Raw genomic sequence first — 19,976 nt, 5'->3', positions numbered from 1 at the left:
CAGGCTTTTTCTTTAGGATGCCACGGTGATGAACATGGAATTGCGTCCCGCTGACCTGGCCAACGACTGGTGGCAAGCCGTGCTGCGGGGATTCACCACGGCCGAGGTCCCGAACCTTGCGACCCCCGTTGTCCTGGGTATCCTCGCTGCGGCCGTCGTACTGAGTATCCCGCGGGCCACATGGCGCTGGTTTGGCCTCTATGTGACGTTCGTGCATGAACTGGGCCATGCGTTCGCCGCCCTCATGACGGGGCGGGTTGTCCACGGGCTCCGGATCGGGCTGGACCACTCGGGACAGCTCCTGAGCAGTGGGCGCGGCAAGTTCGGCGCAGCCTGGTCCGGTTTCTGGGGATATCCGAGCCCCGCGGTGGTAGGCGTGGCGCTCATCTGGTCCGTGTCGGCAGGACGGTCGGGAGCGGCCATGTCCATCGGCGCGTTGGTGTTACTGCTCGCATTGATCTTTCTGCGGAACTTCACCGGAATCTTCGTGGCGCTCCTTAGCGCGGCGATCGCCCAGCTACTTGTCATGTTCGCCACTGCCCCGACGGTCAGCCATGTGGTGCTGGGACTTGGCATAGCCCTCGAGGTGGGCGCCGTGCGGGATTGGTTCAAGGTGGCTTCGGTCCACACCCGCCGTCGGGATCGGCTCGCGTCATCGGATGCCTACATCCTGGCCCGTGCCACCGGAGTCCCGTCCTTGCTGTGGCTTGTGGCTTTCGCCGTTGTTATTGCGGCAAGCGCGGCCCTTTCCGTTCGCCTGGTGTGGGGCATGGTCTCCTAAGCCTGCGGTTTCGGCACGGACTGCTTGGATTGCTCTTGCAGTGCGCCGGTCCAGGGTGTGGAATCGGTTAGCAAAGGGACGCGGGGATTCGGCTTCTACTCCAGGAGGTGCTCATGTCGGTGAAAGGCTCAGGCAGTGCGACGAAGGGGTCGAACCGGACCAACCCCGATCTTCGGCGCGCGGACCCTTCCTCGGTGCCGGCAGATCGGCCCGAAAATATCCGCAACGTCGTCTTGATTGGCCGCTCAGGCGCGGGAAAGACGATGCTGCTCGAATCAGTCCTCTACGCTGCCGGCGTCGTATCCCGCATGGGTTCGATCGTCGATGGCACCACCGTGAGTGACTCCGAAGCGACGGCCATCCACCAGCAGCGATCCATTGGACTGTCGGCGGCGCCCCTGGTATTCGACGACGTCAAAGTGAACCTTCTCGACACTCCGGGCTACGCCGATTTCATGGGAGAGCTGCGGGCGGGGCTGCGGGCTGCGGATGCGGCGTTGTTCGTGGTGTCGGCCGTTGACGGCGTCGACGTCGGAACCACCGCCCTCTGGGGTGAATGCGAGCGCGTTGGCATGCCCAGGGCCGTGGTGATCAGCAGGCTTGACCACCCACGGGCGAACTACGATGCTGTCCTGGCCGAATGCCGGGCCGCCTTCGGAGATTCCGTCCTCCCCCTTCACTTGCCGGTCCGCAACGGTGACGCCGTCTCAGGACTTCTCGGGCTCCTTTCGGGCTCGGTGTCGGAGTACACCCCCGGTGAGCCAAGACCTGCGGTACGTCCCGCGACTGCGGAGGAACTGGCCGGCGCGGACGGTGTCCGTGGGGAGCTCATCGAGGGCATCATTTCCGAGAGCGAGGATGAGACCTTGATGGACCGGTACCTCGAAGGCGAAGAGGTCCCCATCGATACCCTCGTGGAAGACTTGGAGACCGCGATCGTCCGGGGGACGTTCTTTCCGGTGCTGGCAGCCTCCTCCGTGACCGGAGTCGGTACGGCCGAATTGCTGGAAGTGCTGACCCGGGCGTTTCCGTCTCCGACTGAGCGAAGCCTGCCGACGGTAACTGACTTGGGCGGGACACCTGTCGCCCCCCTGACATGCGATCCGGATGGTCCGCTCCTGGGCGAAGTGGTGCGGACCACCGTTGACCCGTTCCTGGGACGGGTGTGCCTTGTCCGGCTCTTTTCGGGGACGCTTCGCGAGGACTCAGCCGTGCACGTGGGCGGGCACGGCCTGGCCGAACGGGGCCACCCCGACCACGACAGCGACGAGCGGATCACGCATCTTTACTCCCCGTTGGGATCCAGCCTTCGGCCGGTACAGTTCGCCGTGGCCGGGGACATTTGCGCGCTGGCGAAGGTGGCGAGCGCCGAGACGGGAGACACGGTTTCCGCCCGCGAGGCACCATTGCTCGTGGAAACCTGGGACATGCCCGAGCCGCTGATGCCGGTGGCGATCGAAGCGGCCTCCCACGGCGATGAGGATGCGCTGGCCAAAAGCCTGGCCAAGGTCGCGGCAGGAGATCCGACCCTTCGGGTGGAGCGCAACTCCGAGACGCATCAGCTCGTCTTGTGGTGCATGGGCGAGGCCCACTCGGAAGCAGTTCTCGACCGCTTGCGGGAGCAGGGGGTCAAGCTTCAGACGGTGGACGTCATCACGCCGCTCCGGGAGACTTTCGCCGCGCAGGCCGCCGGCCACGGGCGCTACGTCAAGCAATCCGGTGGCCACGGACAGTACGCGATTTGCGATATCGAAGTGGAACCCCTTGAACGCGGGGCGGGCTTCGAATTCGTCGACAGGATTGTTGGTGGGGTCATCCCCGGGACGTACGTTGTTTCGGTCGAGAAGGGCGTGCGGGCCCAGATGAACAAGGGGGTGCGGGCAGGCTTCCCGGTGGTCGACATCAAAGTGACCCTGGTAGGCGGCAAGACGCACAGCGTCGACTCATCGGACGCGGCCTTCCAAGCGGCTGGCGCGTTGGCCTTGCGGGAGGCCGCCGCGGCGAGCAGCATTCAACTCCTCGAACCGATTTCGGCCGTGACGGTACTTGTGGCCGATGATCACGTGGGTGCGGTCATGAGCGATCTGTCCTCCCGCCGCGGGCGCGTCACCGGGACGACATCCGTGGGCGGAGAAAGTACTGAGATCAGCGCAGAAGTTCCGGAACAGGAGTTGCTGCGGTACGCGATCGTGCTGCGGGGGCTGACCGCGGGCAGTGGCCGATTCCGCCGGGAGTACTTGCGGCACGAGCCGCTGCCGCCCGGCATAACCGTCGCCGCGGCGAAAGCTTAAGACTCAGCCGTTCTTGCGAAGGAATGCTGATACCGGGGCCGCCAGCGACGCTCCGGTGTCCGCTGCATTCTTCTTGACTCCCACGCGTTCAAAGGAGTGGTCGCCGCCGTCCCACCACTCGATGGTGGCGGTGGGTCCGATCCGGGCCGCCACGTTTTCGAGGAGTTCGGGCGTCGCGAAAGTATCGCGGGTGCCCTGCAGGAAGAGCATCGGCAGCGTGAGCCCGTAGAGGTGTTCATCGCGGAGCTTCTCCGGTTTTCCCGGCGGGTGCAGCGGGTAGCCGAGGTAGACGAGCCCCGCCGCGGGCATGCCTTCGGCGACTGCCATCGACGCCATGCGGCCGCCGAAGGACTTGCCGGCTGCCCACAGCGGTTCGCCCTCTGAGCGGGACGCCGCTACCTCCATGACGGCCTTCCATGCCGCGATCGCCGCAGGCGGCCGATCGGGGAACCTCTTGCCGGCTTCCCGGTAGGGGAAGTTGAAGCGCAGGGTCGCGACGCCGTCGTCGTTCAGCGCGTGCGCGAGGCCGCCCAGGAACGGATGCTCCATGCCTGCCCCGGCTCCGTGGGCGAGAACGAGGGTCGCGAGCGGTTTGTCCGGGCGGGCGTAGATACCGGAGACGGATGTACCGTCGACGTCGATCGTGACACGGGATTCGGTGGCTGACATTCTTACTCGAATCGGGAGGGATCGCCGGTGCCGCGCCTGACAACTTCGGCCGTGCCGCTTGAGAAGTCCACCACGGTAGTAGGCTCTGCGCCGGTGTCCCCCGATTCGATGACGGCTTCCACCAGGTTGTCCAAGCGTTCCTTGATTTCCCAGCCTTGGGTCAAGGGCTCCTCCTCGTCGGGGAGCAGCAAAGTGCTGGAAAGGAGCGGTTCGCCCAGTTCGGCCAGCAGGGCCTGGACAAAAGTATGGTCCGGAATCCGTACGCCTACCGTCTTTTTCTTGGGGTGCAGGAGCCGGCGCGGCACTTCCTTCGTGGCGGGCAAGATGAACGTGTAGCTTCCCGGCGTGACGGCCTTGATGCTTCGGAACACATCGTTGTCGATCATGACGAACTGCCCGAGTTGCGCGAAGTCCTTGCAGACCAAGGTGAAATGGTGTTTGCCGTCGAGCTGGCGGATCGAGCGGATCCGATCCAGGGCTTCCCTGTTGCCGATTTGCGCGCCGAGTGCGTAGCAGGAATCGGTGGGGTAGGCGATCAGCCCGCCGGACTGGAGGATATTCACCACCTGGGCAATTGCGCGTGGTTGGGGGTCCTGCGGGTGAACATCGAAGAATCTTGCCATGCCACGAGCTTACGGGCCGGCCGTACTTCAGGACAGGACATCCTTGCTGGTGAACTTGCCATAAGCCAACGCGCCGGCGGCCACGATATAGCCCGCCTGCAGCAGGGCATTGTCGCTGAAGCTCGTCCAGGAGATGGGTTGGCGCAAGAGATCGGCGAAGCCTAACCAGTAATGGCTGAACAGCCAGGGGTGCAGCCACTCAAGTTGCGGTAGGTTGTCGGCCACTTGCGACACGACGGACAACACGATGGTTGCAGCCATGGCGCCGACAGGGACGTCCGTAAAGGTGGAAATTGCCAGCCCGATAGCGGACAGCCCCAAAAGCGACACAGCGATGTACGCGGCAATCAGCAGGGAACGCACCGCGGATTCGCCGACGCCGATAGTGTCGCCGGACAGCAGGATCACCGGGCCCACGGGGAAGAGTGCGACGCCGGCCAGCGCGCCGGCGGCGGCCACCGTAAGGGTCGCTGCCAGGCAGAACGCCGCGGCGGCCGCGTATTTGATCAACAAGAGGCGGACGCGTCCCGCCGGGGCGACGAGCAAGTACCTGAGCGTGCCCAGGTTCGCTTCGCCGGCAATCGTGTCCCCCGCCACCACCCCGACCGTGAGGGGAAGGAACAAGGGCACGGAGACGACCATGGCCGTGACGCCGACGAAAAGCCCGTTTTGGGTGATCCGGTCCAGGAAAGGCGGACCCCGCCCCGGGGCCACGGGATGCGAGCTCAGCTTGACCGCCGCGGCAATAAGGATTGGAATCGCTGCGAGCGCCAGCAGCATGGCCCACGTCCGCAGCCGCCGGAACAGCACAGAGAGCTCCGAAGCCATGAGTGACCACGAGCTTGATGGCAGGGCGCTTGCCGGTGAGACGCCGGGCGGGCCGGGCGCGGCATCCATGGCTTCGGTTCCGCGTTCAGCCGGCAATGTCGAACCCCTCTCCGGTGAGGGAGACGAAGCGCTCCTCCAGGCTTGCGTCCTCCACGCCAAAGCCCCGGACCCGGACGCCATCCGATACCAGGGCCGCCACAATCGTCTCGGGAGCCACCTCGTGCCCCGGCGGACCGGTACTGACGAGGCTCTGGCCATCCGGACCGTACGAGCCGGGCGGCGGAGCAGACAGTTCCGACTGCAAGCCCAGCCTGGAGAGGACGCGGACCGCGGCCTCAATATCGGGCGTGTGGAGACGGATCGTGGCTTTTCCCGCGGCGCGCAGTTCGTGCAGGGTTCCTTGCGCCACGAGCTTCCCCACGCTCATGACGCCCACGTGGGTGCACATCTGCTCCACTTCCGCGAGGAGATGGCTGGAAACGAACACGGTGGTGCCCCCGGCCGACAGTGAGCGGACCAGGCTGCGCACCTCCCGGGTACCTTGCGGGTCCAGGCCGTTGGTGGGTTCGTCCAGGACAAGCAGTTCCCTCGGCCGCAGCAGGGCATGCGCAATGCCCAGCCGCTGCTTCATCCCGAGGGAATAGGCGCGGACCTTTTTGCCTGCGGCATGGGACAACCCCACCCTCTCGAGTGCTTCATCCACGCGTGCGGCCCGGGTTCGCGGGGAGGCATGAAGATCGGCGCTGTCCAATCGCCGAAGGTTCGCTGCCCCGGACAGGAAAGGGTAGAAGGCGGGGCCTTCCACGAGTGAGCCCACATTGGGCAGGACTGTTGCCAGTTGGCGCGGCATTTCGCCGCCAAGAACCCGGATGTGGCCGTGCGTGGCGGCCGCCAAGCCGAGCAGTAACCGGATAGTAGTGGTCTTGCCGGAGCCATTTGGACCGAGGAAGCCAAAGACTGAACCGCGGGGAACTGCCAGGTCGATGCCGTCGACGGCGGCCCGGTGGCCGAAGCGCTTGCTGAGGCCTTGCGTCTCTATCGCCAGTTCAGCCGGCGGGGATGCCTCCGTCATTGGGCGGCGGCTGCGGCCTGCAACCGCTCAAGTGGCACCATTCCCGCGAAGACGCGGCCGTCGTCGAGCATCAAAACAGTTACCAGGCTGGTTGTCAGCGCGCGGCCACCCGGGACCGGCTGCGTGAGTTGGGCCAACAACGGAGCCGAGCGGACATCTGTGGGCACCGTGCCCGTGGACAGGCTGATCACTGCGTCCCAGCCGCTGCCTGTGATCGTTGGCCGGCTGGCTGTTGCCTTGGCTTGCGGTCCCTGGCCGGTCTTACCGGGTAGGGCACGCAGCTGCGGAGTTGCCTTTTCTTCCACGGCGGCACCGCGGGGCGGAGTGAAACTGAACAACGCGGCGTCGGGCGTCGTCAAGCTCAGGTCCGTGAATGCGAGCGAAAAGGCCGCTGCGGCCTGCCCGCGCGCCCGCACATCGACGCCGAGCGGCAGGCCAGAGGCGGAGTCAACGGCGATTGTCACCGAATCGACGAGCGTGCCGGTACTGCGCGGTTTGATCACCAATTGGTAGGCCGTGCGGCCGGCCACCGTGGTTCCGTCGCCCACCGTTACGTCCGTGGTGGGCCCGACGGCTGCGAGGAAGTGTTGCGCGACGACGTCAGGCGTGATTACTCCTGGAGTCGGTGTCGCGCGCGGGGCCGGTGCGCGGGCTGGCTCAGCGGGCATCGTCATGTGCGCCGCACTGTTGTCGGCCGAGTTGTAGAGCCAGAGATCGTTGCCATTGCGGACGAGGTCCCGCTCGGCGAGCATGTCCATCACTTGGAACCTGGCTTGGGCGGGGCCGTTCATGTAGACCCGGGTCGTGTGTGAACCGCTCAAAAGCTCGATGACTGACGCGGGACCCTGGGTTGCAGTTGGTCCAACAGAGGGGAGCTGGGGGAGTCCCAGTTCGGAACTTTGTTGAAGGGTCCCGGACAAAGCGTGGACGTCGGCGCGGCCGATCATCGCGATGACTTCCTCGGCCGTCTTATGCGGCAGGCTCGTCGCAGCTCCTGCCTGGTAGGAACCAGCCAGGGCTGCCGCAGCAAGGGCTACCGGAACCAGCGCGGCCGGCAACCAACGCAACCAGACGCGGGTCATGGCAACCTCGCGAACCATCCACCATCGGGGAAGTTCATGGTTCCAGACTACTCCTGGTGCCTGGAGTGATCACGTGTTCTGCGCTCCTACGATTCCAACGTCGCCCGCACGAATTCCGCGCTGGGCCTTGCCGCGGCCGCCATGCGCTCGAACAAGGCGATTCCCGCCATGCCGGGCCAATCCTCGGGAAGGAACTCCGCCGGCAGCCCCGGATCCAGATACGGAATGATCCGCCAGCGGTCGATGCATCGGACATAACGGGCGAAGGTCCCGGCCGAAGGCGGGCTGCCGTCGTCGGACGCGGAGCGCGGGTCGCCGTCGTCGGCCGCGGAACCATTGTGCCGGATGAAGTCGCGATGCAGTTCTGCCACTGCCTCAAGGTCCCACCATGCGGACGCGGCATCGCGGAGGCTGCCACCGACCGAGGGAGTGTCCGTGACGAACACCGTGGCCATGCCGCGCAGCTCCAGGTCCTCCAGGATCTCCTCCACTTCCTCGCGAAGCGAATCCGGGCAGATCCACAGCCCTGCTGCCACCGTGCCGCAGCCAATCCAGTGCAATCGCCGCCGCAATTGGTGCCGTTTTTCCCGCTCCGTTTCCGGAATGGAAAACGAAACGAGGCACCAGCGGTCCACGGAGGACATAAGGCGCGGGTTGAATATCCGCCGGTCGCCGCGGGCAAGCATCGCTGCGGCGCCCTCGGTGACGGCGAAGCCGGGAACATCGTGACGCAGCTGCGGACGGACGATTTCCTTCTTCTTCAACCGCGACAAGGCCGTCCGGGAGACAGCCGCGGTCACCCCAAGGGCCTCCATGAGGGCGATGATGTGCCTGGTGGACATCCATCCGCCGGCATCGCGCAGGTACAAGCCGATGACCGTGCGTAGCAACGACGTGGTACTCCCGGGCCGGGAGTCCATGTCGTCAAGGACAGCACTCACAGGAGTTCGGCGAGGGCGTCCCGGATGGCGGTCACTCCCAGCTCGACCTCCGCGTAGCTGGTGCTGAGCGGCGAGAGGCCGATCCGCAGTCCGTGCGGCGGACGGAAATCGGGAATGACACCCCGTTCCCAAAGAGTCTGGGTCACCTCGGCGAACAAGGGATGGTCCACTGTGATGTGCGAGCCACGCTCTGCGGTGTTGCGCGGACTGACAATCTCGACGCCAAGGGGAACCAACATGTCCTCAGCCAAGGCAGCTGCGTACTCCGTGAGCTTGATGGACTTCTCCCGCACGGCATCCATACCCACTGAGGCAATCAGCTCAACCATGTCCTTGAGCGGCTGCATGGCCAGCACCGGGGGAGTGCCGGTGATGAAGCTTCGGATCCCTTTTGCCGGTTTGTAGCTCTCTGTCATGCCGAAGGGGTTGTCGGCGCCCATCCAGCCCCAAATGGGCTGTTGCAGACGGTCCTGCTGCGAAGCGTTGACGTAGGCGAACGCGGGGGAGCCCGGGCCGCCATTGAGGTACTTGTACGTGCAGCCAACAGCAAGGTCCACACCCCAGGCGTCCAGTTCGAGGGGCACCGAGCCTACCGAGTGGCACAGGTCCCAGAGCATGAGCGCTCCGGCTTCCTTGACCATCGCGGTGATCGCCGCGGCATCCGCCAGGAAACCGGAACGGTAAGCCACGTGGCTGAGCACCACGACGGCGGTCCGCTCGCCGAGTAGTCCCTCAAGGTCCGTGGTCGTGACGCCGCTGGCCGGGTTGGAGGCGACCCACTTGATGGTGGCGCCCTTCTCCGCGGCGATGCCCTCGATGATGAAACGGTCCGTGGGGAAGTTGTCCCGGTCCACCACAATCTCGTCGCGGCCCGGCTGCGCGTCCACCGCTGCCCGGATGAGCTTGTAGAGCATCACGGAAGTGGAATCTCCCACGGTGACCTGGCCAGCGGCCGCGCCCAGGGCGACGACGCCGATCCGGTCGCCCACCGCGGTGGGCTCGTCCATCCACTGTTCGTCCCAGCCACGGATGAGGCGGCTGCCCCAGGCGTCCTGGACGAATGACGCCAGCTTCGCCGACGTCGCCTTGAGCGGCCGGCCGAGCGAGTTCCCGTCCAGGTAAGCGGTGAGCTGACCATCCGCCGGGGAGTAGAAGGCCTCACGCTGCTCGGCGAGGGGATCGGCGGCGTCGAGTTCTGCCGACGTCGGCCGTTGCGTTTGCTGCGCGCTGTTCATGTCTCTCCTGAAGAAAATTCGACTGCGGTTGCTGGAAGTGTTGCTTTTGCCGTTGGGGGGCTCAGTTGCCGATCTCGGTGCGGACTGCGTAGAGCTCCGGGAAGAAAGTCAGGTCAAGGGCCCGCTTGAGGAAGTCGACGCCTGAGGAGCCGCCCGTGCCCACCTTGAATCCGATAGTTCGTTGCACCGTACGCAAGTGGCGGAAGCGCCAGGCGTGGAAGTTGTCCTCAATGTCTACGAGGTCTTCGCACGCCTCATAGAAACCCCATGGCGTGGCTTCCGATTCGTAGATCTCCTGGAAGACAGGGACCAGGTCCTTCTGGAACGTCCACGGTTCGCTCGTGTCACGTTCCAGGATGTCGGCGGGAACGGCATAGCCGGCCCGCGCCAACACAGCGAGGAAGGCGTCGTAGAGGGTCGGCTCCTCCAGGAGGGTGCTGAGCTGGCTGTGCGCCGCCGGATCGCTCTCGAAGACCCGGAGCATGTCGCGGTTCTTGTTGCCCAGCAGGAACTCGACGCCGCGGTACTGGTGGGACTGGAAACCTGACGAACTGCCCAGGAAGCGCCGGAATTCGGAGTACTCGCGCGGAGTGAGCGTGCCCAGGACAGACCACTGCTCGGTCATGGTCCGCTGGATCGCCTTGACGCGTGCGATGCATTTGAGGGCCTTGGCGAGGTTGTCCGCATCAAGGAGCCGGCGGGCTTCAAGCAGTTCATGCAGGATGAGCTTGAGCCACAGTTCGCTGGTCTGGTGCTGGATGATGAACAGCAATTCGTCATGGTGTTCCGGGGTGCTCAACGGGTGCTGGGCAGTGAGGAGGCGGTCAAGGTCCAGATACCCCCCGTAGGACATGGCCTGGCTGAAGTCGGTGCGGACCGAATCCTCGATGGGCCTGATGCTTTGGGCCCTGATGCTTTGTGCAGAGTGGCCGGTGCGGTTTTCCATGCGTCAATCGTATCACTCTTGTGACGAACGTCAAGATAGTGAATTTCCGGAAAATCTTGACTCTCGCTGACGTTCTGAAGGCCACTTTTTGTTGCCTGAGTGAACCGCTGGCGAAGTATATACGTTGTAAGATCGGCAGGGGGGTATGCGGGCTCCAGGAGGCTCCATGTACCAGCAGACAGTCAGCATTCGGGATTTACCAGCAGACCGTCAGCATCCGGAGGTAGACGGACCAGAACAGTTGTCCGGTCTCGAACATTTGGCGCTACGTACGCGTACAAAGCTTCGATCCCGGGACCTCATAGTGCAGAAATACGGGGGCTCCTCCGTAGCGGATGCGGCAGCCATCAAGCGCGTGGCCCGGCGGATCGCCGAGACCCGCGAGGCCGGACATCCGCTGGTGGTGGTGGTCTCGGCCATGGGCGACACCACCGACGAGCTGCTTGACCTCGCCGTGTCCCTCAGCCCCAAGCCTCCCGCCGGCGAACTTGACACGCTGCTGACCACGGGTGAACGGATCTCGGTGACGCTCTTGGCGATTGCACTCGCGGATCTCGGTGTTCCTTCCCGGACGTTCAGCGGAAAGAAAGCCGGGCTGATTACCGATGGCATCCACGGCAAGGCGCACATCGTCAACGTTGATCCGCACCATATCCGCGCTTGCTTGAAGCGCGAAGAAGTTGCCATCGTGGCTGGTTTCCAGGGAAAGGGCCTCAAGAAGAGAGAGGTCACCACGCTGGGCCGGGGCGGTTCAGACATTACGGCCGTAGCCTTGGCCGCCGCGTTGGGCGCCGGTATGTGCGAAATCTATACCGACGTTGATGGCGTTTATACCGCTGACCCGCGGATCGTTCCCCGCGCGCGGAAAATCGACGTCATTTCAAACGAGGAAATGCTGGAGTTGGCTGCGTCCGGTTCCAAAGTCCTGCATGCCAGATGCCTTGAGTATGCCCGCCGTTTCGGCGTTCCCATCCATGTGCGCTCCTCCTTCAACCGTGCCCTTGGAACCCTGATCCTCCCAAGCAAGGACCAGGAGGCGGAGTGGGACCACAAACCGGTCTGGGAACGGGCTCCGGCAGTTGAGCAGCCACTGGTCTCTGCAGTTCTCTGCGACGAGTCCGTGGCGAAGCTGACGGTATTAGGAGTCGCGGACGGCGTGGGAAAGTCCGCAGAAATTTTCGGGCTTCTTGCCGATGCGGACGTCCAGGTTGACATGGTCGTTCAAAACACCTCGTCCGCGCGCGCCGGCGGGAGCGACATTTCGCTGGCGGTTCCCAGCCGGGACGGATTCCGTGTCCGTGCTGCCCTGTCCGCCGCCCAAGGGGCCATCGGCTTCGTGGACCTCCAATACGACGGCCAAATCGGCAAACTGTCGCTGGTCGGGCTGGGCATGCGCACCGACGCCCAGGTGTTTTCGCGGCTCTTCAAGGCCCTTTCGGACGCGGGTGTCGAGATCGAGCTGATCTCGGCGTCGGACATGCGCATCGACGTCGTTATCCGCGCGGCCGTGCTTGAGGACGCAGGGCGCGCCGTGCGCTTGGCCTTCGGGCTGGACCATGCGGGAGAGGGGGCCACCACTACGCCGTAGCGCGGCCGCAGCACCGCGGCCCGATTCTCCCCGTGGCAAAAGCACTGGCCACGGGAAGCGCTTCAGTCGTTGATCCGCCTTCGTGGATCCACGGGATAAGGACCCGATCGCCATGAAAACTCGCCCGCAGCAGGCCACCTTGACCTCGGCACATGTAAACGGGCCACTTCCAGGACCCAGATCTGCCGAATTGTTGGCGCGCCAGGAACTCCACGAATCCAATGCCCGCACCTATCCGCGGCATCTTCCCATCGCGATTGCCGAGGGCTTCGGAGCCTTTGTGCGGGACGTCGATGACAATGTCTTCATTGATTTCCTGGCCGGTGCCGGGGTTTTGTCCCTCGGGCACAGCCATCCGGAACTGGTGGAAGTCGTGGCGGGGCAGGTGGGCAGATTGAGCCATGGGCTTGATTTCCCGACGCCGGCGAAGGATGCCTTCATGAGGGCACAGCTGTCGATGCTTCCCTGGGATCTCGCGGATCGGATGAAGATCCACTTCTGCGGACCGACGGGTGCAAATGCCGTGGATGCCGCCATCAAATTGTGCAAGACGGCCACCGGGCGCGGGGACATCGTGTCCTTCCAGGGAGGATTCCATGGCAGCAGCGCGGCGGGAATGGCGTTGACCGGACTGGTTGAACAGAAGCAGCCGGTGGCGAACGGGATGCCAGGAGTGCACTTCTTCCCCTTCTCGTACTGCACACGGTGTCCGGTAGGCCTGCACCCGGAGACCTGTTTGACCAATTGTGTTCAGTTCCTCGAAAATTCGCTCAAAGACCCGCTCGGGGGCATCGCGCGTCCCGCGGCCGTCATCATGGAAATGGTTCAAGGCGAGGGGGGAGTTGTACCAGCCACCGTCGAATTCGCGCGGACCGTGCGCAGGGTGACCCGTGAGCTGGGTATCCCGTTGATTATCGATGAGATCCAGACCGGGTGCGGGCGCACCGGGACCTGGTTCGCGTTCGAGCAGTACGGGATCGAGCCCGATGTCATCGTCGCATCCAAGGCCCTCAGCGGAATAGGCCTCCCCGTTGCTTTGATCATTTACAACAAGGACCTTGACCGTTGGCTCCCCGGTGCCCACACCGGGACATTCCGGGGAAACCAGCTGGCCTTCGCCGCGGGGGCCGCAGCCGTCGAGATCATCCGGCGCGACGACGTCCTGGGCAACGTCCGCAGCCGCGGTGCGCAGATTGGCAGGCTTCTCGAGCCCTTGACCGGCAACCCCTGGGTGCGTGAGGTACGGGGGCGGGGCCTGATGTGGGGAATTGAGCTCGCCGATCCGGTGACAGGCCGTCCCGCCGGGGACTTGGCCCATGCAGTGCAGCGAAATGCCCTGGAGCTGGGCCTGATACTCGAATGCGGCGGCCGGGACGACTGCGTGGTCAGGCTCCTGCCTCCGCTGAACATCACGGAAGAACTCGTCGATGCCGCTTGCGAGCTGCTGCTGGCTGCCATTGCCGAACAAAGTTCCATTTCAGGACAAAGTTCCATTGCCGTACCAAGTTCAATTGCCAAACACGGCGCCTTTGCAGGCCACGGGACCACGAGCGATGCGGCCCAATAGGGCCGGGCACAGGACCAGGAGGGGACTATGGGAAGGCATGTGGACCAAGACCGGACCCCCGGCGGAGCGGCCACAAGCGCCGGATCCATGATCCATCTGAGGGATGGTGCCCCGGTCCTGCTCGGCACCGCCCCGGGCGACGCCATGGCGGGCAGTGCCATCCGGTGGAGCCCCGGCGAGCGGCTTGAGGAGCTCTTCGAGGACCGGTGCGACCGGCAACGAGCCGAAGGCCGCGGCCGTCATCCGGCCGTGGAAACGGCGGATGGTTCGCTCAGCTACGAAGAACTGGACGCCCGGGCCAACCGGCTCGCCCACTACCTCGTTGCCCTTGGGGTAAGCCCCGGCGACAGAATCGCCCTGCTGTTCGATGACGCGGTGCGGTCCTATGTCAGCATGCTTGCCGTCCTCAAGGCCCATGCCGTCTACGTGCCCCTCGACCCGGCGTTCCCTTCCGAAAGAATCGCCTACATTGCCGCCGACGCCGACGTCACCATGATCCTGACTGTCTCCCGCCTCGCGGACAGCCTCCTGGCCGGAACTGCGGCCCTCGCGATTCGCGTCGACAAGGAGGACCATCACATTGCCGCGTTTGAACCCTCCCGCCTGGCTTGGGCGGGGCAGACGTCCCCGGCCAACGGACTGGCCTACATCATCTACACCTCGGGATCCACCGGACGGCCAAAGGGCGTGGCCATAGCGCACGCCAGCATCTGCCACTTCGTCCGGATTGCCGCCGAAACCTACGGCTACGATTCCCGCGACCGGGTCTACCAGGGCATGACAACGGCTTTCGATTTCTCCGTGGAGGAGATCTGGGTGCCCTGGATGGTGGGGGCCACCTTGGTGCCCCGGCCGCCCGGGAACAACCTTCTGGGGACAGACCTTGCCGAATTCATCGAGGCCCGGAACATCACCGCCCTTTGCTGCGTGCCGACCCTGCTCGCCACGCTCGACGACGACGTGCCCGGGCTGCGGTTCCTGCTCGTCTCCGGTGAAGCCTGCCCGGAGGACCTTGTGGAGCGTTGGTACCGGCCCGGCCGGCGCTTCTTGAATGTCTACGGGCCCACCGAAGCGACGGTGACAGCCACCTGGGGCACGGCGGAGCCCGGCAAACCCGTGACCCTGGGCAAACCCCTGCCCGGCTATTCGGCGGTCATCCTGGATCCTGCCCAGGACCGTGCCCTGCCTCACGGCGAGCTGGGCGAAATCGGGCTGGCCGGCGTCGGGCTCGCCCGAGGCTACATCAACCGGCCCGAGTTAACGGAAAGGGCATTCATTCCCGATTTCCTGGCCCTCGAGGACAACCCGTCGCATCGCATCTACCGCACGGGCGACCTCGGCCGGTTCAACGACCACGACGAAATCGAATACCACGGCCGCACCGACACGCAGGTGAAGGTCCGAGGCTATCGGATTGAGCTGAGCGAAATCGAAAACGTCCTCCTGCAGATGCCCGGGATAGCGATGGCTGTTGTGAAGACCTGGGAGCCCGAGCCGGGAATCACGGAACTTGCCGCCTACTACACGCTGCACCAGAACGTCCCCGCGGTGGAAGGGGGAGACATCCGCGCCTGGCTGCGCGAGCGGCTCCCCGCTTACATGGTGCCGGGCTATTTCCAGTCCCTCCCGACCATGCCGATGATGGTCAGCGGAAAAGCGGACCGCAGCAGCCTTCCAGATCCCACTGGCCCGCGCGCGGTGAGTACAGACTTCGCCGACACCAGGCCGGTGACGCCCACGGAACGGATCCTCGCCCCGGCTTTGGCTGCGGCCCTCCAGCTCGAGCGGGTTTCAACCGCTGCCAATTTCTTCAACGACCTCGGAGCAAACTCCCTGCTCATGGCGCATTTTTGCGCCAATGTCCGCAAGGAGGCCAATTCACCCTCCGTCTCGATGCGCGAAGTCTATGCACATCCGACCATCGCCGCCCTGGCCGCCGCCCTGGACGCCGCGAACGACCACGCACTCTCCCCGGCCGAGGGCAGGGGATCCGCGATAGCCGAACCGTTCTTGCGCGTGGGGACTGGACAGTACCTGCTGTGCGGGGTTTTGCAGGCAATCGTCGCCCTGGCCTACGGCTACATCGTCCTACTGATCCCCTTAGCCGGCGAGCAGTGGATCGGCGGGTCCCGGCAGCCCGGCGCCCTCGTGGCGCGCTCCGTCGCCGTCGGCACCATATCCTTCATTGCCTTGGCGGCCATACCCATTGTGCTCAAATGGGCGCTTATCGGCCGGTGGAAGACCGAAGAGATTCCCCTCTGGTCTTTGCGCTACGTCCGCTTCTGGTTTGTCAAAACCTTGGTCAATACGAGCCCCCTCCGAGTGTTCGTCGGGACGCCCATCTTCCCCCTGTACCTCAGGGCACTTGGGGCCAAGGTTGGCCCCCGGGTAACCATCCTCTCTTCAAGGATTCCGGCCTGCACCGACCTGCTGACGGTAGGGGCGGACACGGTGATCCGGAGGGACTGCACGTTCAACTGTTACCGTGCGCACGCGGGCCGGATCCAGACGGGGCCAGTCACTTTGGGCCGCAATGTCCTGATCGGCGAACTGACGACGCTGGACATCGACACCGCCATGGGCGACGACGCCCAACTGGGACACAGCTCGTGCCTGCATCGCTTCCAAAGCGTTCCGCCGGGCGGAGCCTGGGCCGGCTCGCCGGCCGAGCCCACCACCACTAGTTACCGTCGGGCGGGACAAGCCACTTCCGGGACGCCCCGAAGGGCCAGTTTCAGTTTCTGGACCGTGGTGGTCCACGTGGTAATGGTGTCATCCATCGGGCTCGGAGCCATCGACGTCGTGCTCGCCTCCCTCCCCACGGGCGAAACAAACCCGGCCAAGCCGCTTTTCTGGCAAGCACTACTGCTGATCTCCGCCGTCCTTCTTTTCGGCAGCATCCTGGCCGCTTTCGCCCTGGCCGCCACCCTTCCCAGGCTGCTGGCATTGCTCCTGGTTCCAGGCAAGGACTACCCCCTCTACGGCGTCCGCTTCGGACTTCTGCGGACAGCTCAGCGGCTGACCAACCTCAAAGCCCTCCTCCAGCTCAGCGGCGACAGTTCCCTGATCGTGTACTACCTGAACGTGCTGGGCTACCACCAGCCGGACATGGTGCAGACCGGATCCAACTTCGGCGTCGGGCTGAAGCATGACAGTCCCACACTGACTACTGTCGGCAGCGGCACCATGGTCTCGGACGGCCTGTCGATCATCAATGCCGACTACTCGAACACCGCTTTCCGCCTCTCGCCTGCCATCATTGGGGCCAGGAGCTTCTTCGGCAACAACATCGCCTATCCCGCCGGGGCCAGGATGGGGGATAACTGCCTCCTGGGGACCAAGACCATGGTGCCTTTGGAGGGTCCGCTCCGCGAGGGGGTGGGCCTCCTGGGCTCACCGCCCTTTGAAATACCGCGCACTGTGGACCGTGACAGCACCTTTGAGCGGTTCAGGACGGCAGAGGAACTGAGGCGCCGGATCCCGGCCAAGAACCTGCACAACACCATGACGGTGATCTTCTACCTCCTGGCCCGCTGGGCCGAACTGTACGTGATTCTGCTCGCCGCCTGGGCATCGCAGGCCTACCTCCCCACCGCAGGCGGGCTCGCTGCCGTGGCTGCGGTGGGAACAATGGTCGTAACCACAGGCGCCCTGATGGTCCTCGTGGAGCGGGCATCCCTCGGTTTCGGAAGACTTTCGCCCACCTTTTGCTCCATCTACGAAGTGCCCTTCTGGCGGCATGAGCGCTACTGGAAGCTCGGCGCCGGGGGCATCGTGCAGATGTTCAACGGCACGCCCCTCAAACCCGTGATCTGGCGGGTCCTGGGGGTCCGGATGGGCAAGAAGGTCTTCGACGACGGCTGCGGGATCCCGGAAAGGACCCTCGTCAGCATCGGGGACTACTGCACCCTGAACGCTTACGCCGTCGCGCAATGCCACTCCATGGAGGACGGCGCGTTCAAACTCGATGCCATCACCCTTGACACCGGCTGCACCCTTGGAGTGGGTGCATTCATCCATTACGGCACCACCATGCACGAGGGTTCAGAACTCGAAGCCGACTCGTTCCTGATGAAGGGCGAGGACGTCCCGGCCGGCGGTATCTTCGGCGGCAATCCCGCGCGCCAACTGACCGGGCAAGCCGTTCCCGGACTGCTCTAACACCAGCGCGTGCCTTACGCTGGCATTGTTGGCAAGTCCGGGAGGGGGCTGCATGACCACCGTGTCGCTGTATCTGGACGTCGACGGCGTGGTGAACCCCTTCGGTCCCATGGGCTTCACCGATTGGGGTACTGAATGGAAAATCGCCGACGCCGGAATCCTTGACGTCGTTTACGCCTCCGAACTGGTTGACGAGCTCAATGAGTTGGCCGCGCATCCAGCGGCGAGGTTTGTTTGGCTGACGACGTGGCAACGGCTCGCGCCTGAGTTCCTGTGCCCGGCAATCGGTCTCAACGGTGAGCATTGGCCCGTCTTGACCAGCGACGGTTGGGACCAGACTGCCGATTGGTGGAAGCTGGACGTTTTGCAAAGGGACGTCCAGGAGTCAGGAGCCGAACGCATCGTGTGGATGGATGATCAACTGAACCACGAAGCCGCGGCCCGGTCCTGGGCAGAATTCCTCGGCAGCCGTGTGCTTTGGATCTCACCAGACCCGCGGCGGGGCCTGTCACGGAGCGATATCGCGGCTGTTCGGCACTTCCTGGGATGATGCTGGGCCTACGTTTTGCCCTGCCGGCAATGGCACGTAGGATTCTTAAGGTTTCACGCCCGCCATAGTTAATTCCGCCAGTACAGTCAGATGAACGCTTGCTGAACTGTTTTGTGTTAGGCGGGCCCGGGGAAGTGGAACTGCGCATCGTCGACTCTGCAGATTGGGCACCAGGTGGGAATCACCTTCATGGTCGCGCTTGTCATAGCGCTGGCCTTATTTTTTGACTTCACCAACGGGTTCCACGACACTGCGAACGCAATGGCCACTCCGATCGCCACGGGTGCCATCAAGCCCAAGACGGCTGTTGCCCTTGCCGCGGTGCTCAACCTCGTGGGCGCGTTCCTGTCGACCGAAGTGGCGAAGACCATTTCGGGAGGACTTATCCGCGAGGGCACGGACGGTATCCACATCACGCCGGAGATCATCTTCGCCGGGCTGATGGGGGCCGTCCTGTGGAACATGTTCACGTGGCTCAAGGGGCTGCCGTCCAGTTCTTCGCACGCGCTCTTTGGCGGCCTGATCGGTGCGGCGATCGTTGGCATCGGATTCCACGCCGTCAACTTCGATACCGTACTCCAGAAGGTCATCCTTCCGGCCATCTTCTCGCCACTGCTCGCCGGTGCCGTGGCCTATCTATGCACCAAGCTGGCCTACGCCCTGACGTCCCGGCACGACCCCGAAACCGGCGACAAGCTGACCCAGAAGCGGGGCGGATTCCGTACCGGCCAGATCTTCACTTCCAGCTTGGTCGCGCTGGCACACGGTACCAACGACGCGCAGAAGACCATGGGCATCATCACCCTCGTCCTGATCGCCGCCGGAACCCAGCCGGCGGGCAGCGGCCCGCAGCTCTGGGTCATCGGGGCCTGCGCACTCGCCATCGCCATCGGAACCTACGCTGGCGGCTGGCGCATCATCCGGACCATGGGCTCCGGGCTGACCGACGTCAAGCCGGCCCAAGGCTTCTCTGCGGAAGCCAGCACCGCTTCGGCCATCCTTGCTTCCTCCCATCTCGGCTTCGCGCTGTCCACCACGCAGGTGGCCTCCGGGTCCGTCATTGGCTCGGGACTCGGACGCAAAGGCACCACGGTGCGCTGGGGAACGGTGGGGCGCATCGCCACCGGCTGGCTCTTCACCCTCCCCGCGGCCGCGATCGTGGGCGCCCTGACCGCGTTCCTCGTCGGAACAGGCACCGTCGGCGTGGCTATCGCCGCAGTCGTGGGCACCGCCGTCGTCGTCTACATGTTCATGTACTCGAAGAAGTCGCACGTGGGCCACCACAACGCCGTCGAAGTCGAGGAAGCCGGCACCGCAGTCCGCTTCCTCAAGAAGAACTCTCGAGAAAAAAGTCTGAGCAAGAGCATGAGTAAGGACCTCCAGGCATGAAGTGGTTGGATTTGGTGCAGGTAGCCGGCGCGACCCTGGTGGCGGCCGTGCTCCTCGTAGTGCTGTATTCGCTCGGCGTCCGTCTCACTGCCATCGCGGGGGACGCCCGGCAGAAATCACCGGCCATGGTCCGGTCCCTTGCCTACCTGTGTTTCGTGGCCTGCGGAATCGCCGTGCTTTTCGGGATCTATCTGATCGTCCCGTACTTCACGAAGTAGCTGGGAACGCTGCTGCCTACTGAGTAGGGTGGGGC

General features: G+C 64.4%; 16 protein-coding genes. 8 read left to right on the top strand and 8 right to left on the bottom strand.

Annotated features, from left to right (window positions below):
- The first annotated feature begins 28 nt into the window (after positions 1 to 28).
- Positions 29 to 781 (top strand): M50 family metallopeptidase, encoded by a 753-nt coding sequence (locus NFJ07_RS17725; protein WP_269996229.1) that lies wholly within the window; start codon positions 29 to 31, stop codon positions 779 to 781.
- A gap of 113 nt (positions 782 to 894) precedes the next feature.
- On the top strand, positions 895 to 3,072 hold the full coding sequence (locus NFJ07_RS17720) for an elongation factor G-like protein EF-G2 (protein WP_269996228.1): 2,178 nt from the start codon (positions 895 to 897) through the stop codon (positions 3,070 to 3,072).
- A gap of 3 nt (positions 3,073 to 3,075) precedes the next feature.
- On the opposite strand, the gene NFJ07_RS17715 is transcribed toward NFJ07_RS17720, so the two are convergent.
- From NFJ07_RS17715 to kynA, 8 genes are all read right to left on the bottom strand, one after another.
- On the bottom strand, positions 3,076 to 3,741 hold the full coding sequence (locus NFJ07_RS17715) for an alpha/beta hydrolase family protein (protein WP_269996227.1): 666 nt from the start codon (positions 3,739 to 3,741) through the stop codon (positions 3,076 to 3,078).
- A 2-nt stretch (positions 3,742 to 3,743) separates the two neighbouring features.
- Complete coding sequence (locus NFJ07_RS17710; RefSeq protein WP_269996226.1) at positions 3,744 to 4,364, bottom strand: L-threonylcarbamoyladenylate synthase; 621 nt, start codon at positions 4,362 to 4,364, stop codon at positions 3,744 to 3,746.
- 27 nt (positions 4,365 to 4,391) lie between these two features.
- On the bottom strand, positions 4,392 to 5,261 hold the full coding sequence (locus tag NFJ07_RS17705) for an ABC transporter permease (RefSeq protein WP_269996288.1): 870 nt from the start codon (positions 5,259 to 5,261) through the stop codon (positions 4,392 to 4,394).
- A gap of 16 nt (positions 5,262 to 5,277) precedes the next feature.
- Positions 5,278 to 6,264 (bottom strand): ABC transporter ATP-binding protein, encoded by a 987-nt coding sequence (locus NFJ07_RS17700; protein WP_269996225.1) that lies wholly within the window; start codon positions 6,262 to 6,264, stop codon positions 5,278 to 5,280.
- Positions 6,261 to 7,346: a LolA family protein gene (locus tag NFJ07_RS17695; protein ID WP_269996224.1), complete on the bottom strand. Its 1,086-nt coding sequence runs from the start codon at positions 7,344 to 7,346 to the stop codon at positions 6,261 to 6,263. The genes NFJ07_RS17700 and NFJ07_RS17695 overlap by 4 nt, the downstream gene beginning before the upstream one ends.
- Before the next feature lie 86 nt (positions 7,347 to 7,432).
- The gene (locus NFJ07_RS17690; RefSeq protein ID WP_269996223.1) at positions 7,433 to 8,266 is read right to left on the bottom strand and encodes a PaaX family transcriptional regulator; all 834 of its coding nucleotides are present in this window, start codon (positions 8,264 to 8,266) and stop codon (positions 7,433 to 7,435) included.
- A 17-nt stretch (positions 8,267 to 8,283) separates the two neighbouring features.
- Positions 8,284 to 9,522, bottom strand: coding sequence for a kynureninase (kynU, locus tag NFJ07_RS17685; RefSeq protein ID WP_269996222.1), 1,239 nt, complete (start codon positions 9,520 to 9,522; stop codon positions 8,284 to 8,286).
- Positions 9,523 to 9,583: 61 nt separating this feature from the next.
- Positions 9,584 to 10,468 carry a tryptophan 2,3-dioxygenase gene (kynA, locus tag NFJ07_RS17680; RefSeq protein WP_269996221.1) on the bottom strand — a complete coding sequence of 295 codons (885 nt, stop codon included), beginning with the start codon at positions 10,466 to 10,468 and terminating at the stop codon, positions 9,584 to 9,586.
- A 166-nt stretch (positions 10,469 to 10,634) separates the two neighbouring features.
- On the opposite strand from kynA, the gene NFJ07_RS17675 reads away from it, so the two are divergent.
- The 6 genes from NFJ07_RS17675 (at position 10,635) to NFJ07_RS17650 (ending at position 19,941) form a co-directional block, all read left to right on the top strand.
- Positions 10,635 to 12,056: an aspartate kinase gene (locus NFJ07_RS17675; RefSeq protein ID WP_269996219.1), complete on the top strand. Its 1,422-nt coding sequence runs from the start codon at positions 10,635 to 10,637 to the stop codon at positions 12,054 to 12,056.
- Between the two features lie 112 nt (positions 12,057 to 12,168).
- Complete coding sequence (locus tag NFJ07_RS17670) at positions 12,169 to 13,623, top strand: diaminobutyrate--2-oxoglutarate transaminase family protein (RefSeq protein ID WP_269996218.1); 1,455 nt, start codon at positions 12,169 to 12,171, stop codon at positions 13,621 to 13,623.
- 27 nt (positions 13,624 to 13,650) lie between these two features.
- A complete protein-coding gene (locus NFJ07_RS17665) occupies positions 13,651 to 17,784 on the top strand; it encodes a Pls/PosA family non-ribosomal peptide synthetase (protein ID WP_269996217.1) in 4,134 nt (1,377 codons plus the stop codon).
- 52 nt (positions 17,785 to 17,836) lie between these two features.
- Positions 17,837 to 18,334, top strand: coding sequence for an HAD domain-containing protein (locus tag NFJ07_RS17660; protein WP_269996216.1), 498 nt, complete (start codon positions 17,837 to 17,839; stop codon positions 18,332 to 18,334).
- A gap of 174 nt (positions 18,335 to 18,508) precedes the next feature.
- Positions 18,509 to 19,723 (top strand): inorganic phosphate transporter, encoded by a 1,215-nt coding sequence (locus tag NFJ07_RS17655; protein WP_269996215.1) that lies wholly within the window; start codon positions 18,509 to 18,511, stop codon positions 19,721 to 19,723.
- Positions 19,720 to 19,941: a hypothetical protein gene (locus NFJ07_RS17650; RefSeq protein ID WP_269996214.1), complete on the top strand. Its 222-nt coding sequence runs from the start codon at positions 19,720 to 19,722 to the stop codon at positions 19,939 to 19,941. Before NFJ07_RS17655 ends, NFJ07_RS17650 begins: the two co-directional genes overlap by 4 nt.
- Positions 19,942 to 19,976 lie beyond the last annotated feature (35 nt).

It is taken from the genome of Arthrobacter sp. B2a2-09, assembly GCF_027587375.1.
Taxonomy (GTDB): Bacteria; Actinomycetota; Actinomycetes; order Actinomycetales; family Micrococcaceae; genus Arthrobacter.
This window is presented reverse-complemented; position numbering and strand designations above follow the sequence as displayed.

Bases quoted from the DNA above. Each gene is read 5' to 3' on its own strand.
- NFJ07_RS17670 (WP_269996218.1), top strand. From the start codon at position 12,169: ATGAAAACTCGCCCGCAGCAGGCCACCTTGACCTCGGCACATGTAAAC.
- NFJ07_RS17690 (WP_269996223.1), bottom strand. From the start codon at position 8,266: ATGGACTCCCGGCCCGGGAGTACCACGTCGTTGCTACGCACGGTCATC.
- NFJ07_RS17675 (WP_269996219.1), top strand. From the start codon at position 10,635: ATGTACCAGCAGACAGTCAGCATTCGGGATTTACCAGCAGACCGTCAG.
- NFJ07_RS17650 (WP_269996214.1), top strand. From the start codon at position 19,720: ATGAAGTGGTTGGATTTGGTGCAGGTAGCCGGCGCGACCCTGGTGGCG.
- NFJ07_RS17700 (WP_269996225.1), bottom strand. From the start codon at position 6,264: ATGACGGAGGCATCCCCGCCGGCTGAACTGGCGATAGAGACGCAAGGC.
- kynA (WP_269996221.1), bottom strand. From the start codon at position 10,468: ATGGAAAACCGCACCGGCCACTCTGCACAAAGCATCAGGGCCCAAAGC.
- NFJ07_RS17725 (WP_269996229.1), top strand. From the start codon at position 29: ATGAACATGGAATTGCGTCCCGCTGACCTGGCCAACGACTGGTGGCAA.
- NFJ07_RS17710 (WP_269996226.1), bottom strand. From the start codon at position 4,364: ATGGCAAGATTCTTCGATGTTCACCCGCAGGACCCCCAACCACGCGCA.
- NFJ07_RS17695 (WP_269996224.1), bottom strand. From the start codon at position 7,346: ATGACCCGCGTCTGGTTGCGTTGGTTGCCGGCCGCGCTGGTTCCGGTA.
- kynU (WP_269996222.1), bottom strand. From the start codon at position 9,522: ATGAACAGCGCGCAGCAAACGCAACGGCCGACGTCGGCAGAACTCGAC.
- NFJ07_RS17660 (WP_269996216.1), top strand. From the start codon at position 17,837: ATGACCACCGTGTCGCTGTATCTGGACGTCGACGGCGTGGTGAACCCC.
- NFJ07_RS17705 (WP_269996288.1), bottom strand. From the start codon at position 5,261: ATGGATGCCGCGCCCGGCCCGCCCGGCGTCTCACCGGCAAGCGCCCTG.
- NFJ07_RS17665 (WP_269996217.1), top strand. From the start codon at position 13,651: ATGGGAAGGCATGTGGACCAAGACCGGACCCCCGGCGGAGCGGCCACA.
- NFJ07_RS17720 (WP_269996228.1), top strand. From the start codon at position 895: ATGTCGGTGAAAGGCTCAGGCAGTGCGACGAAGGGGTCGAACCGGACC.
- NFJ07_RS17715 (WP_269996227.1), bottom strand. From the start codon at position 3,741: ATGTCAGCCACCGAATCCCGTGTCACGATCGACGTCGACGGTACATCC.